The following is a 17,409-nucleotide window of genomic DNA, read 5'->3' as shown; positions in this document are numbered from 1 at the left end:
CTATACCTACTCTGTTTTTTTATGAATAATTTCATCCTTTTCTTTCGTGAAATACTGCGCTAGTTGTATTTTCACATCTTCTAGTTTTGTAGAAACTTGCGGTATTTTATATCCTACATACAACGGTGAAACGACAAACCTAGGAACAACTTTACAAATGATTTTCCTGTTTAAGTGATAGAAGAATAAGTTATAACTACTACATCCTTTATGGAAATCTGTCAGTATGTAACGTACAGTTTGCTGAATATAATTGGCCATTTCATCTATAAATGCAATATCTTCAATGATGATATTAAATTCAGTAAAGCCGATAATAGGACGCCCTGAAATGTTGAGTTCAATGCGTTCATTTTTTTGAACAATTACCCCTTGGAAATTTGCTTCCTCAATATTTTCAAGATAGTCTACATGTTTCATTCCGATAATTTGCATATGTGCATGATGCAAACTTCCGCCTGAAAATGGACCATGATTTTTGTATAAAATCACAGAAGTGAATTCTTCATTTTCCTGTAAGTTTAACCAATGGAGAATAGAGAAGCGAATTAGTTTTCTCATATGTTCTTCTGTATATGTTGCGATATGGTCTTCGCAATTATCTGTTTCGATTAGCACGGTTTGAAAGGTATCCTTTAATGTAGGGAATTTATTTTTTAACCAAATAATAGAGCCCTCAGTTGCTAAAATATCCGTTAAATTTTCTCTGTCACAAAAAGGACATGCAGCGCTTCTGTTCCGAATGCTTTCTGGTTTTTGTTTACCGATATCGTTTAAAAAATATAGTTGTTGTGTATCCATTTGTATATGCCCCTTTAAAATATATGTAAAAATCCCGCTTAATATATTCGGGAAAAAGAGAAGGAAATCCTTTAAAGGGAATAGGGAAAAATAAAAGACAAGATATCCTCATTGCAATAGGGTACCTTGTCTTTTATTTTTTCTTTAATAGTGTGTATGGATAATATAGAGCATTTTCATTTTGTTTCTTTTTTCTATTTTTTATTGTGTATAAGGCAATTGCTGTACTTGCGATTACAATAATGGCTTTCTTCATATTCATATACCCCTTTTTATTGTTGGTTTAATTCTTGGCTAACTGCTTTCGCATCAACTAAAGCATGTAAGATCATTTTTACCATGTTCATCATATTCCTTCACTCCTTTTTATAGTTCGTTTAGTTCTTTTACAACTGCTTGTCCGTTCACTAATACCTCAAAGATTGCTTTTACGAGTTCTTTCATCATGATTGTTTCCTCCTTGTTTTTGTCTCTCTTGTTTATATCTTTATTGTATAGGGAGGCATCTTTTCGTACTATCGCTTTCCATTACGTGAACATAACAGTTTTGTAAGATTTGATGTCACTTATTGAAATGTTTAGTCTATCTTCATTATTTTCAGAAAAATGACTATTCAAACATAAATCGGGGAAGTATAATAAAGAAGTAAGTATTAAATTCCGTACGAAAGGAGTGAATGAGATGAAATGTTCTTTAGCTACGCGCGCAAAATTTTTAGATTATATCTATATTTGTCGTGCGATTTTTCATGATGTAGTTGTTAACGGGATACGTATGCCCTTTTTTAACAATTGCATAGTAGCTATTGAACGATAGAAGTCTCTTCACCCATTTTTGATAAACGTGTGAAAAGGGAGCTATTTGGCTTCCTTTTTCTATGACAAAAACCATGGGGAATGTTTCTTTCTCATGGTTTTTTATATTGAAAGGAGTACGGAAAATGACAATTTGTAGTGTAAATAATGTAAAGAAATCTTTTGGTGGAAACATCATATTTGAAAATATATCGCTTGAAATAAAGAATGGAGAACGTATTGGATTAGTTGGTCGTAACGGTAGTGGGAAGACAACTATCTTTCAGCTTCTAACAGGAATGGAGAGTTTGGATGCAGGAGCCATTCATATGAAGAAAGGTACATGCATCGGTCATGTAGCACAAATTCCAAAATTCAATAATGAAATGAATGTATATGATGTATTAAGCTCCGCTTTTAAAAAGGAAAAAGAGTTGGAGATAGAAATGCATGCTTTAGAAAAAAATATGGCAGAAGAACAGGAATCATCTGCTTTACAAAAATTGATGGAGAGATACGGAGTAATTCAAGAAAGGTACGCGTTTCTCGGTGGTTATGAAATAGAAGCGAATATTATGAAGGTAGCAAATGGTCTACAGGTGACGGAACTATTTCGAAGGTCATTTATGGAGATAAGTGGTGGAGAACAAACAAAAGTAAGCCTTGCGTATATGCTATTGCAGAAACCAGATCTACTTTTGTTAGATGAACCAACAAATCATTTGGACTTATTTGCAGTCGAGTGGTTAGAGCAATTTCTAAAAGAATATACAGGAACAGTTATGGTCATTTCGCACGATCGCTATTTCCTTGATGAAGTTGTAACGAAAATTTTTGATTTAGAAGATGGAGAAATTCACGTATATCATACGAACTATTCACAGTTTGTTGAGGAAAAGGAAGAAAGGCTACTTCAAGAATTTCAAGCGTATCAAGAACAGCAAAAGAAAATAAAGAAAATGAAAGAAGCAATTAAGCGTCTACGTGAATGGGCAAATCAAGCGAATCCGCCGAATGAAGGATTGCATAAGAGAGCGAGAAATATGGAACGTGCATTAGAGCGTATAGAGAAACTAAAGAGACCCATTTTGGATAGAAAACAGATGGGACTTCAGTTTGAAGGGCAAGAGAGAAGCGGGAAAGATGTTGTTGTAATGAAAGAAGTGAGTAAAGGATTTGCTGAACGATCTTTATTTGAGAAAGTAAATTTGCATCTTCGTTTTCAGGAGCGCGCAGCTATCGTTGGACGTAATGGTACAGGAAAAACTACGCTATTAAAACTATTACTAAAAGAAATGCAGCAAGATGCTGGAGAAATTCGAATTGGTAGTAGTGTGAAAATCGGTTATTTATCGCAACATGCGCACGGGAATATGAAGAACAATGTATTGGAAGCTTTCAGAGATTGCGTGGCTGTAACAGAGGGAGAAGCAAGACATATATTAGCGCGATTTTTATTTTATGGTCCAGCTGTTTTTAAGAAAGTAACGCAACTTAGCGGCGGAGAAAAAATGAGGTTAAGACTCGCGCAACTTATGTATCAAGATGTTAATTTTCTTATTTTAGATGAACCGACGAATCATCTTGATATTGAATCAAGGGAAGTTTTAGAGGAGGCCCTTGAACAATATAATGGGACTATTTTAGCTGTTTCACATGATCGTTATTTCTTAAATAAGTTATTTGAAAAAACATATTGGATTGATGAGCACAAATTATTTGAGTTTGCAGGGAACTATGCATGGGCTCGTCAAAAGTGGGAAGAAAGAATTGAGAAACAAGTAGCAAAACAGAAGCAGCAACAGCAAGGGAATAAAGTGTTAAAAGTAATGCCTATAAAAAAGAAGGAGTCTAGGAATTTAGAGGAAGTTGAAAACGAGTTAATGCATATAGAAGAAGATATATATGCACTTGAATGTAAAATGGAACATGTAGTTGATGTTGAAATGCTTGAACAATTGTATGAAGAAAAAACGAAAAACGAGTTTTTGCGAGCGGAGTTATATAATGAGTTAGAGAATATTGTGGAGTAAAGAAAATAGAATGAAAAAGAGCAAGTTGTTTTCTCATATTTTTGGGGAGGGCTTGCTCTTTCTAGTATAATGAAAGTAGAAAAATCGGTATAATTTTCTTGTTAATGTGATAAGAGAATGAACTTTAGGTCACTAAAACGTGGGGAGAATTTTATGTTAGGATATGCGCGGATTGCTACAATCGTCATGATTTGCTTAGTTTACGCAAATCATGTTTCACGTGAAACAGAAAATTTACAAATTTTTGTCGGTATTGCACTTTTTATTTATATTGTGAATCATATCTTGCTTGTAAAAGCAAAAGGGAGTAGGAAACTTGTTTTTTATACCTTGCTCACAAATGGTATTGTCACAGCGTTATTAGGTTTTTTATTTCCCGAGACATGTTTATATTTAATTATATTTGGAATTGATGCGGTAGGATTATTTATTCATGATTGGCGTAAAAGGATGACTTATTTTTTTATCGCTTTTTTCTTTCTTTGTTGGTTTATAAATATACTACATACGTATCAACATACAGAGAGTCTGGAATTGGAGAGTAATGCAATTAACTTTATGTTTATCATTTTCAGTGCTTTAGCTGGAAACTTAATAAAAAAACTTACAGCTGCGCGGAAAATGGTAGATGAGCAATATGAGGAATTAGCATTATCTCATACAGCTTTAAAAGAAGCACATGAACAATTAAGGCTATATGCCAAAGAGGTAGAGGAATTGACGGCGGTTCGGGAGCGAAATGATATTGCCCGAGAAATTCATGATACCGTGGGTCATAATATGACAGCTTTGCTTGTGCAGTTGCAACTAGCGGAAGCGCTATGGAAGCAAAACTCAGATACGACAGAAACGGTTTTACATACATGTTATGAACTGGCTAGAAAGTCACTTCAAGAAGTAAGAGCTTCTGTTCATGCTTTAAAAGAGGAAAGCAAACTAGGAAACATAGTAGAAAATATGCGTGGAATGTTGAATGAATATTCTAAAATGACGAAAGTACAAGCATCTTTTCGATTGCAAGGAGATCCTGTTACAATTCCATTGTCGCTACATCCTACATTACTTCGTATTATGCAAGAGTCTTTAACAAATGCAAAACGTCACGGGAAAGCGAGTTTATGTGAAGTGAGTTTAACTTGTTCAATGAAACAAGTTAAACTCTGTATTTCGGATAATGGTGTGGGAGTCAACGAGGTAGGTCCAGGCTTTGGTTTACTTAATATGAAAGAACGTGTAGAGGAACATGGTGGAACTATTCAATTTGAGAGTGAGATAGAAAAAGGCTTCCAGTTACAGATTGAATTTCCGCTTCAGGAGAAAACATGGGTAATAGGGGGAACGGTATGATTCGCATTATGATTGTTGATGATCAATCACTCATTCGCGATGGTTTAGCGATGTTATTAAATTTACGTCCAGAACTTGAAGTAGTGGGAACGGCTACGGATGGAGACGAAGTGATACAAAAAGTGAAAGAGCTACATCCTGAAATTATTTTGATGGATATTCGGATGCCTCGTATGAATGGTGTTGAAGGAACACGTTTAGTTAGAGAACAGTTCCCTCATATAAAGGTTCTTATGTTGACGACATTCAATGATAGTGAGCTTATTTTTGAAGCATTGGAGCAAGGAGCGAGTGGTTATTTATTGAAGGATATGGAGACAGATGCAATCGCGCAAGCAATTTTAACTGTGCATAGTGGCGGGGTTGTGCTTCCTCAGGATATAACAGCGCAAATTATAGAGGAATTAAAAAAGACGAAAGTGGCAGTAGAGTGTAACCCACCAGAACAACTAAAACAATTAACTGAGCGAGAAGTAGATGTTTTAAGAGCAATTGGACTGGGGTTAAATAATAAAGAGATTGCCGAAAAGCTATTTATTACCGAGGGAACTGTTAAGAATCATGTTTCTAATTTGATTAGTAAGCTAGAACTGAGAGATCGAACACAAGCTGCGATATACGCAGTAAGGTATGGCGTCACGATGTACACATGACTTTTGGCATATATAAGTGTGAAAAAGCAGCGGAATTTGCTGCTTTTTTATTTTGTATTTCTATCTTAAGGCTGATGGAGAAGAAAAGAAATTTTTCTACAATGAAAGTGTAGATGAATACAAAGGGGCTGAATCAATATGTTAGTCATAGATCATATTACGAAATCATTTGGCAAGAAGGAAATCGTAAAGAATGTTTCTTTTGAAGTGAAAAAAGGTGAAACATTTGGGTTGCTTGGACCAAACGGAGCGGGGAAATCAACGACGATATCAATGATTTGCGGGTTAATTCCATACGATAGTGGTGATATAAAAGTTGGTGGGAAATCTGTAAAAGAGTATCCATTAGAAGCGAAAAAGAAAATCGGTATTGTCCCGCAAGACATTGCGCTGTATCCGACACTTTCAGCAAAGGAAAATTTAATCTTCTGGGGAAAGATGTACGGTTTAAATGGAAAAGTTGCAAAAGAGCGGGCAGAGGAAGTGTTAGCTTACGTCGGTTTACAGGATCGGGGAAAAGATAAAATTGAAACATTTTCAGGTGGAATGAAAAGGCGTATTAATATTGGTGCAGCACTTATGCACGAACCAGAGTTATTAATTATGGATGAACCGACAGTCGGGATTGATCCGCAATCGAGAAATCATATTTTAGAGACTGTTAAAAAGTTAAATGAAAAAGGTATGACGGTCATTTATACGAGTCATTACATGGAAGAAGTTGAGTATTTATGTGAGCGAATTGCCATCGTTGATCATGGAAAGGTAATTGCACTAGGAACGAAAAGAGAGCTATGTAATCGTCTAACAGATGGGTTTATGGTGAAATTGCAATTAAATCGCTACAGTACGGAACTGCTACAAAAGTTGAAGGCACTACCTGTTGTTGAGCGGATTATTTTTGACGAAGATAGTAGCACGATTGATATTGGACTAAATGGTGGCGAGGCAATTGGCATAGTTGTTTCAGAAATTGTTGAAAACAAAGCTCAAATTTTAAAACTGGAAGTAAAAGAACCGAATTTAGAGGCACTTTTTTTACAATTAACAGGACGTTCACTTCGTGATTAAGGGGGTTAGTACGAGATGAGAAGTTTCATTATTGCATGGAAAGATTTAAAAATCCGTTTAATTGATCGGCGCGGATTTATGATGATGTTAATTATGCCACTTGTATTAACGGCCATTTTAGGTTCAGCATTAAGTAATGTATTTGAGAGTGGTGGACTACCGAAAACAGTAATTGGCTATTATCAAGAGGGAACGGATGAGTTTGCAGATGTCTTTCAAAAAGATGTATTGCAATCTAAAGAAATAAAAGATGATGTGAAAGTAAAGGTAGTTAATTCTCAGGAAGAGCTTGAAGATATGTTAAAGGGAAAGAAAATCGATGTAGGAATTGTCATCCCAAATAAATGGAGCGAACAAGTACAAGATGGAAAATTAAAAGAACCAAAGGTGCTTATAGACCCATCAAAAGATATACAAGCAAAAATTGCTGAGTCAATGATCCGCTCTTTTTCAGAACGTGTTCAAACAGTCGCAGTATCTACTAAAAGTGTTGTAACAGAATTAGCAAAATCTCAGCAGAGTGATGTAGCACAAGTTGCAAAAGAGGTAAGTGGAAGTCTACAGACGATAGCAACTGCAAGTGTGGGTAACATCCAAAAAGGAACGGTAGGCAAAAAAACAGTTGCAGCGATGCAATATTATGCAGCAGCAATGTTAGTCATGTTTTTACTATATAACATAACAGTAGGTGCAAAGTCAGTTGTAACAGAGCAACGAACTGAAACGTTGGCGCGTTTGTTCAGTACACCGACGAGCTCATTTTCAATTTTATTCGGGAAGTTTTTAGGTACATTACTATTTGCCTGTATACAATTTGGAATATTTATAGTTGCTACACACTTTATGTTTCATGTGGAATGGGGCGCAGATGTGTCTCAAATAGTAGTGTTGGGAATTTCTTATGCAATTTGTGTTTCTGGTTTATCTATGTTAATCGCCGCTTTTATTCGTGAGGAAAAAACGGCAGATTTAATGGGGGGAATCGGTATTCAAATACTAGCTATATTAGGAGGATCAATGTTACCGATTTACGTATTTCCCGATACACTTCAAACAGTTGCGAATATTGCTCCGAATAAATGGGCACTTACGAGCTTCTTAAATATTATGTCGGGAACATCTTGGGATGTGCTATTCCCTGTCATTTTAAGTTTATGTAGTGCAGGAATTATCTCCGTTATGATTGGAACGTTACGTTTACGTACGAGATAGGAGGGGAAATGATGAAGAAAGTTTGGGCGCTTTGTTGGCTAGAATTAAAACAAATTTTAATTAAGCCACAAAGTTATATACTCATGTTTGGAATGCCTATTATTTTTACACTCATTTTCGGTGGACTTTTAGGCGGAAGTGGGAATGAGAAAGTAAATGTTAGTTTAGTAGATAAAGATGGTTCTGTATTATCTGGCAAGTATTATGAGGAAATAAAGAAAAGTGATTTAATTTCTATAGAAAAGGTAACGTATAGGGAAGGGACACAGAGGATCGAAGATAAGAAATCATCTGGTATAATCATCATTCCGAAAGATTTTCAAAAGAGTATGCTAGATGGAAAAGTAGAAAATATCCAATTTCAAGCCAGTGCTGATTTTACGGGTGGAACTTCTGTAGAGCAAGTATTAGCAAGTGCATTAAAAAAGATGGAGATAGAAGTTAGTGCAGCAAGAGATTTTGAGAAGAAAAGTAACACTTCGTGGGAAACGATGTATGAAACAATTTATACAAAAATAGATCCTGTTTCGATTCAAAAAGAATTGATTTTACACGATGATCAAAAGTTAAATAACGTTACAGGGCGAGCGGCAGGTTTTTCAATTCTATTCGTCATGATTGTCATGTTAAGTGCGACGGGAACCATTTTGAAAGCTAGACAACTTGGTGTTTGGTCTCGTTTATTAGGGGCACCAGTTTCAAAAGTTCAAATACTAGCAGGATATATCCTTTCCTTCTTTTTAATAGGGTGGATTCAATTTGGTGTTTTAATGATATTAACGCATTCATTATTTGATGTGCAGTGGGGAAATTTATTAGGGGTTATTACACTCGTTTCAGTATTGCTATTAGCGGTTATTGGTCTAGCTTTATTATTGGCAAGTATCGTGAAAACAACAGAACAGCAGTCCGCACTAGGGAATATCGTTGTAATTTCAACGTGTATGATTAGTGGTCTTTATTGGCCAATTGAAATTGAGCCTTCATGGATGCAAGCGGCGGCAAATTTTGTTCCGCAAACGTGGGCGATGCGTGGCTTTACTGAGTTAATTGTAAGGGGAGGTACATTAGCAGATATAGGAGTATATATTGGTATACTCATTTTATTTGCAGGAGTATTTTTCGTAATTGGTTTAACAAGAATACGTTATGACTGAAAAAAGAAAGCAGAGTTACAGCTTTACGCGCTGAACTCTGCTTTCTTTTTGTGTGGTATCTTCCCTTGTTGAAATTATAATAGCGATCCCGAGCATAATAAAAAAAGCTAAAAAGAGGACGAACTTTGGGAAGAAAGGGAATAGTAATAACGCCCCGACTATCATGATTGTTAATAATACATAGTGCAGGACATATTGGAATAGGTTGTCCATATTTTCGCCCCCTTCTTGGTAGTTACTTGTTAATATTCTATGCGGGACTATTAGGTAATAGAATGAATTTTTTGCTAAGTTTATTTAAATTAAAGATTGATCAATAATTTCGAAAGAATTCTCAAAATATTTATATAGAAATAATTGACAAAATATACTGAAAGATATAAGCTAATAACCATAAAGTCTACCGGAAAGGTCGGAATAAGATCGTTACCCCTCAAAAACATCTTTTTTTACGTTTAAAACCGACTTTTCCGATTAGCTATGAAATGTTGCTGTGGGAGGCATACATTAGGCAAGCAGTTCATAAGGTGTAATTATTAAAAAAAAGTTAGGGTGGGGACAATGAAGAAAAAGACAAAAAAATGGGCTGGTGTATTTTCGGTATTACTGAGTAGTTCGCTTGTGTTATCTGCTTGTGGGGGACAGGAGGATACGGCTTCTACAGAACCAGTGCAAAAACAGGATTTAAAAGACTCTAAGATTGAAACAATTCCAGCTACAGATAAGAAGAAAAGCCCAGAAAAAGCAAATCAGCGCAAGGATACTTTTATCACGGCTATTTCTAAGCCAGGAGGCGTTTTCTTACCATATTTCCAAGAGAATGGTTGGGATGGAAACGTAACGTCTGTTATTTTTGCATCACTAGTAACAACAGACAAACAAGGTAAACCTACTCCAGACCTTGCAGAAAAATGGGATATTTCTGCTGATCAGTTAACATATACATTCCATTTACGTAAAGATTTAAAGTTTAGTGATGGTTCACCTTTAACAGCGGATGACGTAGCATTCACATTAACACTACTCCATGATAAAGCATATGAAGGTGGGGTGGATATTGCTCAGTATGCCATTAAAGGTGGGAAAGAATATAAAGAAGGAAAAGCAACTTCTATTGAAGGAGTTCAAGTTGTTAATCCACAAACAATTAAAATTATAACTGAAAAAGTTAATTCTCAGGCACTAACTGCTTTAGGTGGGTCAGTGTTATCAAAAGCTTATTATGGAAAAGAATATAAACAAAATACAAGTTTAGACTATTTAAAAGCGTTGTATGGGCAACCAATTGCTGCGGGACCATATAAATTTGAGAAATATGTTCCAGGTCAAGAAGTTCGCTTTGTTGCCAATGAACATTATTATGCAGGAAAACCGAAAATCAAAAACTTTATTTACAAAATAACATCAGGCGATACTGGATTCCAATTATTCCAAACAGGTGAACTGGATTATAGTGGATTTAGAGCAAATCCTGAAAATATAGAACAATTAAAAGGATTAGGTTTTGCGAATATTAATCTCGAGTCTTCTAGTGATATCGCTTATATTTATGTGAATAATAAGAAGCCATATTTGAAAGATAAGAAAGTCCGCCAAGCACTTACTTATGGGTTAGATCGTAAGAAGTATGTTGATACAGCTTTACAAGGATATGGTTCTGTTGCTAACGTACCAATTGCTCCAGTTTCGTGGGCATATACGGAAGAAGGAATTAATAAATATCCATACGACGTAGAAAAGGCTAAAAAATTATTGGATGAAGCTGGTTGGAAAGTAGGTTCTGACGGGGTTCGTGAAAAAGATGGTCAAAAATTAAAATTAACATACTACGCATCAAATACAGGAAAAACAAATGATATCTTTATTCCAATTGCAAAAGAAAGCTACAAAGCAATCGGTGTTGAAATAAATCCAGAGCTAATGGACTTTAATACGATGCTTTCAAAAGTGGGAAAAGGTGACTATGATTTAGCAGCGGTTTCAACACCAGGAATTAGTGATCCAAGTGAAGTGGTAAGTGACTACTTATCAACTAACCCAAAAAGTGATACAGGTTATAGTAATCCGAAAGTTGATGAATTAATTGTAAAAGGCATAGAGACGACAGATATTGAAAAACGTAAAGCAGTTTATAAAGAACTGTATAAAGAGTTAAGCGATGATCCACCGGTTATTTTACTAAACTATCGTAAACTACTTTACGCTCACAATGCACGTATACAAGGCATCAATCCAGAAAAATATGATGGTATTAGTTCTAACTTACCAGTGCTATCAGTTGAAAAATAAAGATTAACTGAAATAATAGAAGACATTTTTTCATACAGCAAGGAATAAACGCTGCTTTGAAAAAATGTTCTTCTATTTTTAAGTAAATAGGATTGGGGAGACAAAAGGTGAAAACATACATCATTCGTAGGTTTCTACAAATGATTCCTACATTGTTTGGTACGTCCATTATTATCTTTTTCTTATTTGCACTCTTGCCAGGTGATTATATTGATTCGAATCCAAAGTTAACACCAGAGAGAGCTCAAGAATTAAGGGAACTGTATGGTTTAAATAAGCCGATTATTGAAAGATACTTTCACTGGCTAGGTAACGCACTGCACGGTGATTTTGGCTTCTCATTACAATATCAAGAACCAGTAACATCATTACTTAATAAGTTCATTTGGAATACATTTATTGTTGCAGTTGCAGCTTTATTTTTCACTTGGATTATTGCTCTTATAATTGGTGTTGTTTCAGCAACAAAACAGCATTCATGGTTTGATAGACTTGTAACAATTGGTGTTTTTGCTGCAATGTCATTCCCATCATTTTTTATAGGATTGTTCTTAATTAAATTATTGGCAGTTGATTTAAATTTATTACCAATTGGCGGCATGATTGATATTGGAAGTAATTCGACAGGTATCACATACATATTGGAAGTATTACGTCATATGATTCTGCCTGTATTTATTTTAACGCTTCTCGGTGTAGGGTCATTAACACGATATTTTAGAACAGGTATGTTGGATGTTGTAAGACAAGACTATATTCGTACTGCACGTGCAAAAGGGTTGAAAGAAAGAAAAGTTATTTATAAGCATGCATTGAAAAATGCAATTTTACCAGCGATTACTTTACTTGCGTTTGAATTACCAGGCTTATTTTCTGGCGCAATTATTATTGAACAAATCTTTAACTGGCCAGGGATTGGAAGTATTCAATTAGAAGCATTGAACTTTCGTGATTATACAGTATTAATGGCATTTACGATGTTTCTTTCTTGTTTAACAATTATGGCGAACTTTTTTGCAGATATTGTATATGGGCTTGTTGATCCACGAATTCGACTGAAGTAAGGGGGGGAAGATATGGAGACTATTACAACAATAAAGAAAAAGAAAGAACCGAAAAAAAGAAACGAATCATCACCATGGCGTCAAGCCTATAAAAAAATAAAGCAAAATAAGTTGGCATTGTTTGGTTTATACATTTTAGTATTTATGTTTTTATTTAGTTTCATTGGTCCAATCTTTTCACCATATGCTTCGGGGACAGTACAAGTAACGCAAATCAATAAACCACCTAACCTTTCACATTGGCTCGGAACAGACCAATTAGGACGGGACATTTTAACTAGGCTTATGCAAGCAGGACGTATTTCATTAACAATCGGTTTAGCATCGATGTTACTATCTGTTATACTCGGTGCTCTGTTAGGAGCCATTGCTGGTTTTTATCGTGGCATTGTAGACCATCTAATTATGCGTATTGCAGATGTGTTAATGTCCATTCCAGGATTACCGCTGCTTATTATAATGGGGGCAATTTTATCAGAATGGAAACTACCATCAGAATATCGGTTATATGTCGTAATGATTATTTTAAGTTTAGTAGGATGGCCAGGACTTGCACGCCTCGTACGAGGTCAAATTTTAACGCTGCGGGAGCAAGCATTTATGCAGGCAGCGGACGTCTTGGGATTAAAAGATTCTCGTAAAATTCTCCATCATTTAATTCCAAACGTTTTTCCAATATTAATTGTTGTAGCGACGTTAGGTGTGGCAGGATCTATTTTAAGTGAGTCTGCACTAAGCTACCTAGGTCTTGGTGTTGTCCCGCCTACACCATCGTGGGGAAATATGATTAGCGCAGCAAACTCATTAATCGATTTCCAAAAGCGTCCGTGGTTATGGATCCCGCCTGGTTTTGCAATCTTCATAACAGTTGTATCAATTAATATACTTGGCGATGCACTTCGTGATGCATTAGATCCAAAGATGAAGCGGTAGGTGAGAAAGCATGAGTAGAGCAGTAGTAGAGCTAAAGGATTTACAAACACACTTTCAGACGGAAGAAGGTACAGTAAAGGCTGTCAATCATGTTAGCTTTTCAGTTCGAGAAGGTGAAACAGTTTGTGTAGTAGGCGAATCAGGTTGCGGGAAAAGTGTAACGGCTTTATCTATTATGGGACTTATTGCTGAATCTGGCGGCATCGTTGGTGGTGATATTCTTTATGAAGGAAAAAGTCTTTTAGGAATGAAAGAGAAAGAACTTCGTAGTTTAAGAGGAAATGATATCGCGATGATTTTCCAGGAACCGATGACATCGCTTAATCCGGTCTTTACTGTTGGAGAGCAAATTGTTGAGACGTTAAGAGAGCATGAGCTACTTAGCAAAAACGAAGCATACAAAAAAGCAATTGAATTAATTCGTAAAGTTGGTATTGCTCGTGCTGATGAAATTGTCCATTCTTATCCGCACGAATTAAGCGGTGGCATGTTACAACGTATTATGATTGCTATTGCACTTAGTTGTAATCCAAAGTTATTAATTGCAGATGAACCGACAACAGCTCTGGACGTTACGATTCAAGCGCAAATATTAGATTTACTAAGGCAAGTAAAAGAGGAATTTAAAACATCGATTTTATTAATTACACATGATCTAGGTGTTGTAGCAGAAATGGCCGATTATGTTGTCGTTATGTATGGCGGGAAAGTTATTGAAGAGGCACCGGTACTAGAGATATTTCAAAATCCGAAACATCCATATACGCAAGGGCTGCTAAAATCAAAACCAGTAATGGGGAAACGAACAGATAAACTTTATTCTATTCCAGGGCAAGTTCCAAATTTAGTTGGCTTAGATGAGTTTTGCTACTTTAGTGGCCGCTGTGAACATTGCATGGAAATATGCAAAAATGAAGCGCCAAATCTTAATGTGCATGACGAGGATCATAAAGTAGCTTGTTGGTTATATGAGGAGCGTGCTGGGCAATGAGTGAACCATTATTAGAAGTGAAGAACTTAAAAACGTATTTTCCGATTAAGGGCGGCGTATTTAGTAGAACGATTGGACATGTGAAAGCGGTAGATGGGGTAAGCTTTACAATTGATAAAGGAGAAGTGTTTGGCCTTGTAGGAGAGTCTGGAAGTGGGAAAACGACGATAGGGAAAACAATTCTCCGTCTCGTTCAAAAAACAGAAGGTGAAGTGAAGTTTAAAGGTCAAGATGTTCATGCTTTATCAAATGAGGAGCTGAGAAAGCATCGTCCTAATATGCAGCTCGTCTTTCAAGATCCATTTAGCTCATTAAATCCAAGAATGAGAATTGGAGAAGCGCTTGGTGAGCCAATGTTGGCTCACGGACTAGCGACGAAAGAAAATGTCCGTGAAAAGGTGATAGAAGTATTGGAGTTATGTGGTTTAGCGCCGTATCACATTGACCGGTACCCTCATGAGTTTTCCGGTGGACAACGTCAGCGTATCGTTATTGCAAGGGCAATGGTATTAGATCCAGAATTTATTGTGGCTGATGAGCCTGTTGCGGCATTAGATGTATCTATTCAAGCGCAAATCATTAATTTATTTAGTGAATTACAGGAGAAAAAGGGATTGTCCTATTTATTCATTTCACATGATTTAAGTGTTGTGGAGCACTTATGTACGAAAATTGGAATTATGTATTTAGGAACTATTGTGGAAACAGCACCACGTGATGAGCTATTTGCGAATCCACTTCATCCATATACAAAAGCATTATTATCAGCAGTCCCAATACCTGATCCAACGGTTAAGCGAGAACGGATTATTTTAGAAGGGGATATTCCAAGTCCGGCAAATCCGCCGTCAGGTTGCCGTTTTCATACGCGCTGCCCCTTTGCTACAGATATTTGTAAAACGAATGTACCAGAATTCCGTAATGTGGGCGAAGATCATTTTGTTGCTTGTCACCATGTGTAAAAAAAGGACTCTTTCACTTTTTGAAAGAGTCCTTTTTTTACCCCGCATTAACGGGCAGTAAGACTCCCACCTGAAAATTCGACACATGCGGGGAAGTTAGGTGGGAGATTAACTGCCCGTAAAAGCCCGATTGGTTCAACTAATAATCAGAGGAACCCCACCTCTGATTAAAGTTTCACTTTATTTACTAGATGAAGTTTGTTTCAATACAAATTGCTCAATTGCATGAGCAACACCGTTTTCATTATTTGTTAATGTAACAACGTCACATAATTTTTTTACGTCTTCTTCAGCATTTCCCATTGCAACTGATAAGCCGGCTACTTGTAACATTGGCACATCATTAAAGTTATCGCCGATTGCAACAGTATCTTCAATTGGTATATTGAAATAAGCTGCTATTTCTTGTAGGCCGTTCCCTTTATGACCATGCTTATCCATAATTTCTACATTAGTAGGAGCTGATGCGGTAACTGAAATATCCGTATCTTCTTGTAAAGTTTGCAATAGCTGCGAACGATGAGCAGCATTAAATGTCAAAATAAAGAATTTAGATATTTCTAATTCTGGATTATTTACGACATCTTCGATTTTTTGGAAATCAGTAATTAAGTTTGATTTCTTTTGTTTTTCTGTAATTCTTTCAAGTTCCTCAAGTGTAACATCTAGTGTATGCTTGTTTTCTTCGAATGCCTGCATAACTTGATCTTGCCATGTATAAGGAGAGTAAACCCCTTTATTTGTGTACAACTTATATGGAAAACCTTCAGATTCTAGTAATTTTGCAAGCTTGTATACTTTATCATTTTGTAAACAACGCGAGTTAATTACTTTTCCGTCCACATAAACAATTGCCCCATTGCTTGCTCCAACTGGAAGAGATAGTTTATATTCTTCCAATAATTTCAAAGCATCCTCTTTCGCGCGGCCAGAACAAATCATTACAATATGACCAGCCTCTTTTGCGGTTTGGATAGCTTGTAAGTTCTCTTTGGAGATTTCAAGATTAGATGATAGTAGTGTACCATCCATATCTAGTGCGATTAATTTCAAAATGACCACCTCTTTGTTTCCATTATACATAGTTATATAGAGGAAACATATAAACTTATCTTGGAAAGATAGTATTTTATCCCGCATTAATTTTTAGTAAAAGTGCGATTGGTGAGGGGGAATAATTAGTAGGGAATGGAACTCTCGTTGATTAAAGTTTCACTTTGGTTTTTAACAAAATAGAGATGAATAATATTATATTTCGCTTTATGACCTTAATGTTACACTAGTGTTACAAATGTAATTGTAGTAGAAAACGCATTAAAACAAGGTTTTTGAGTGTTTATTTAAAAAACGTAAAAAAAGTGTAATAAAATTTACGTAATTATATTGCAACGTAATAATAGTTATGTTACATTAATGTTACAAACGTTACGTAATTAATTTCAATGTAACGTTAACATGAAAACTATGAACTAAACATTTCTTATAAATTACATATAGATAACTTACAAAAAAGGAGAATGAATGATATGAACAACGAGCAAGTATTAAACGTAACAAAAGGTGACTTCTTAGGATCAGCAAGCGGWGCRGTAGTATTAACAGCATTAATCGTATTTCTATCAAGCGTATTAGTATAATAGAAGTTTTGTAAYAAAAATAAGAGAAGGGAGAATGAAAATTATGAACAACGAGCAAGTATTAAACGTAACAAAAGGTGACTTCTTAGGATCAGCAAGCGGWGCRGTAGTATTAACAGCATTAATCGTATTTCTATCAAGCGTATTAGTATAATAAAAGTTTTAAATTGTACAAAATGAAAGGAGAATGAGGAATATGAACAGTGAACAAGTGTTACAAGTAACAAAAACAGATTTATTAGGATCATTAGGCGGAGCGGTAATATTAACATCATTTATTCTATTCCTTGCAAATATATTAGTATGAAAAATATAAATACAATCATTCAAAAAAAATAAAGACTCTAACGTATTAGTAAGTAGTTAATATGTTGGAGTCTTTTTTGTTTTCCTCTCATATATACCTTCAAGCATTAATATTTTCCCCTTACTTTAAAGAGAAAAAAGTCGAATTTTATATGTAA

The 17,409-nt window shown here is 35.6% G+C and carries 19 protein-coding genes; 15 read left to right on the top strand and 4 right to left on the bottom strand.

The genetic code is table 11. The annotated features are described in order from the left end of the window. Window positions 1-6: 6 nt before the first annotated feature. Both AC1DKZ_RS24385 and AC1DKZ_RS24380 read right to left on the bottom strand, forming a co-directional pair. Window positions 7-801 carry a DUF4931 domain-containing protein gene (locus AC1DKZ_RS24385; RefSeq protein WP_476997225.1) on the bottom strand — a complete coding sequence of 265 codons (795 nt, stop codon included), beginning with the start codon at window positions 799-801 and terminating at the stop codon, window positions 7-9. Window positions 802-934: 133 nt separating this feature from the next. After that, a complete protein-coding gene (locus AC1DKZ_RS24380) occupies window positions 935-1,063 on the bottom strand; it encodes a hypothetical protein (RefSeq protein WP_002029408.1) in 129 nt (42 codons plus the stop codon). 420 nt (window positions 1,064-1,483) lie between these two features. On the opposite strand from AC1DKZ_RS24380, the gene AC1DKZ_RS24375 reads away from it, so the two are divergent. The 7 genes from AC1DKZ_RS24375 to AC1DKZ_RS24345 all read left to right on the top strand — a co-directional run bounded on the left by AC1DKZ_RS24375 (window position 1,484) and on the right by AC1DKZ_RS24345 (window position 9,069). Next, the gene (locus tag AC1DKZ_RS24375) at window positions 1,484-1,618 is read left to right on the top strand and encodes an RAxF-45 family protein (RefSeq protein WP_002139888.1); all 135 of its coding nucleotides are present in this window, start codon (window positions 1,484-1,486) and stop codon (window positions 1,616-1,618) included. 124 nt (window positions 1,619-1,742) lie between these two features. Then, window positions 1,743-3,629 carry a ribosomal protection-like ABC-F family protein gene (gene abc-f, locus AC1DKZ_RS24370; RefSeq protein WP_113938338.1) on the top strand — a complete coding sequence of 629 codons (1,887 nt, stop codon included), beginning with the start codon at window positions 1,743-1,745 and terminating at the stop codon, window positions 3,627-3,629. A gap of 153 nt (window positions 3,630-3,782) precedes the next feature. Continuing rightward, window positions 3,783-4,976, top strand: a complete 1,194-nt coding sequence (locus AC1DKZ_RS24365; protein WP_476997224.1) for a sensor histidine kinase — start codon at window positions 3,783-3,785, stop codon at window positions 4,974-4,976. Then, window positions 4,973-5,629, top strand: a complete 657-nt coding sequence (locus tag AC1DKZ_RS24360; protein ID WP_063218196.1) for a response regulator — start codon at window positions 4,973-4,975, stop codon at window positions 5,627-5,629. Before AC1DKZ_RS24365 ends, AC1DKZ_RS24360 begins: the two co-directional genes overlap by 4 nt. 138 nt (window positions 5,630-5,767) lie before the next feature. Further along, window positions 5,768-6,700: an ABC transporter ATP-binding protein gene (locus AC1DKZ_RS24355; RefSeq protein ID WP_426951040.1), complete on the top strand. Its 933-nt coding sequence runs from the start codon at window positions 5,768-5,770 to the stop codon at window positions 6,698-6,700. Between the two features lie 15 nt (window positions 6,701-6,715). Then, window positions 6,716-7,912, top strand: a complete 1,197-nt coding sequence (locus AC1DKZ_RS24350; protein ID WP_219300616.1) for an ABC transporter permease — start codon at window positions 6,716-6,718, stop codon at window positions 7,910-7,912. An 11-nt stretch (window positions 7,913-7,923) separates the two neighbouring features. Further along, window positions 7,924-9,069: an ABC transporter permease gene (locus AC1DKZ_RS24345; RefSeq protein WP_219300614.1), complete on the top strand. Its 1,146-nt coding sequence runs from the start codon at window positions 7,924-7,926 to the stop codon at window positions 9,067-9,069. A gap of 15 nt (window positions 9,070-9,084) precedes the next feature. Here the strand turns inward: AC1DKZ_RS24345 and AC1DKZ_RS24340 are convergent, their stop codons facing one another. Next, window positions 9,085-9,282 (bottom strand): hypothetical protein, encoded by a 198-nt coding sequence (locus AC1DKZ_RS24340; RefSeq protein WP_000369259.1) that lies wholly within the window; start codon window positions 9,280-9,282, stop codon window positions 9,085-9,087. A gap of 348 nt (window positions 9,283-9,630) precedes the next feature. Here AC1DKZ_RS24340 and AC1DKZ_RS24335 point away from each other — a divergent pair, with 348 nt between their 5' ends. From AC1DKZ_RS24335 to AC1DKZ_RS24315, 5 genes are all read left to right on the top strand, one after another. Next, on the top strand, window positions 9,631-11,358 hold the full coding sequence (locus AC1DKZ_RS24335; protein ID WP_113938341.1) for an ABC transporter substrate-binding protein: 1,728 nt from the start codon (window positions 9,631-9,633) through the stop codon (window positions 11,356-11,358). Window positions 11,359-11,465: 107 nt separating this feature from the next. Continuing rightward, window positions 11,466-12,422 carry an ABC transporter permease gene (locus AC1DKZ_RS24330; RefSeq protein ID WP_061689743.1) on the top strand — a complete coding sequence of 319 codons (957 nt, stop codon included), beginning with the start codon at window positions 11,466-11,468 and terminating at the stop codon, window positions 12,420-12,422. A 12-nt stretch (window positions 12,423-12,434) separates the two neighbouring features. Next, on the top strand, window positions 12,435-13,355 hold the full coding sequence (gene opp4C / locus AC1DKZ_RS24325; protein WP_476997223.1) for an oligopeptide ABC transporter permease: 921 nt from the start codon (window positions 12,435-12,437) through the stop codon (window positions 13,353-13,355). A 10-nt stretch (window positions 13,356-13,365) separates the two neighbouring features. Then, window positions 13,366-14,346: an ABC transporter ATP-binding protein gene (locus tag AC1DKZ_RS24320; RefSeq protein WP_002091396.1), complete on the top strand. Its 981-nt coding sequence runs from the start codon at window positions 13,366-13,368 to the stop codon at window positions 14,344-14,346. Further along, complete coding sequence (locus AC1DKZ_RS24315) at window positions 14,343-15,308, top strand: ABC transporter ATP-binding protein (RefSeq protein ID WP_476997222.1); 966 nt, start codon at window positions 14,343-14,345, stop codon at window positions 15,306-15,308. The genes AC1DKZ_RS24320 and AC1DKZ_RS24315 overlap by 4 nt, the downstream gene beginning before the upstream one ends. 180 nt (window positions 15,309-15,488) lie before the next feature. Here AC1DKZ_RS24315 and AC1DKZ_RS24310 read toward each other — a convergent pair whose 3' ends face one another. After that, the gene (locus tag AC1DKZ_RS24310) at window positions 15,489-16,361 is read right to left on the bottom strand and encodes a Cof-type HAD-IIB family hydrolase (protein ID WP_476997221.1); all 873 of its coding nucleotides are present in this window, start codon (window positions 16,359-16,361) and stop codon (window positions 15,489-15,491) included. 473 nt (window positions 16,362-16,834) lie between these two features. On the opposite strand from AC1DKZ_RS24310, the gene AC1DKZ_RS24305 reads away from it, so the two are divergent. From AC1DKZ_RS24305 to AC1DKZ_RS24295, 3 genes are read left to right on the top strand one after another with little or no spacing between them, the layout of a single operon-like run. After that, a complete protein-coding gene (locus tag AC1DKZ_RS24305) occupies window positions 16,835-16,945 on the top strand; it encodes a DUF3948 family protein (protein ID WP_001058532.1) in 111 nt (36 codons plus the stop codon). 34 nt (window positions 16,946-16,979) lie between these two features. Further along, entirely contained in the window at window positions 16,980-17,099 is a 120-nt protein-coding gene (locus AC1DKZ_RS24300; RefSeq protein WP_002074222.1) for a DUF3948 family protein, read from the top strand. Window positions 17,100-17,141: 42 nt separating this feature from the next. Continuing rightward, window positions 17,142-17,252: a DUF3948 family protein gene (locus AC1DKZ_RS24295; protein ID WP_001083697.1), complete on the top strand. Its 111-nt coding sequence runs from the start codon at window positions 17,142-17,144 to the stop codon at window positions 17,250-17,252. The last annotated feature ends 157 nt before the right edge of the window (window positions 17,253-17,409 follow it).

Source organism: Bacillus sp. 05T21, from assembly GCF_056396785.1.
This window is presented reverse-complemented; position numbering and strand designations above follow the sequence as displayed.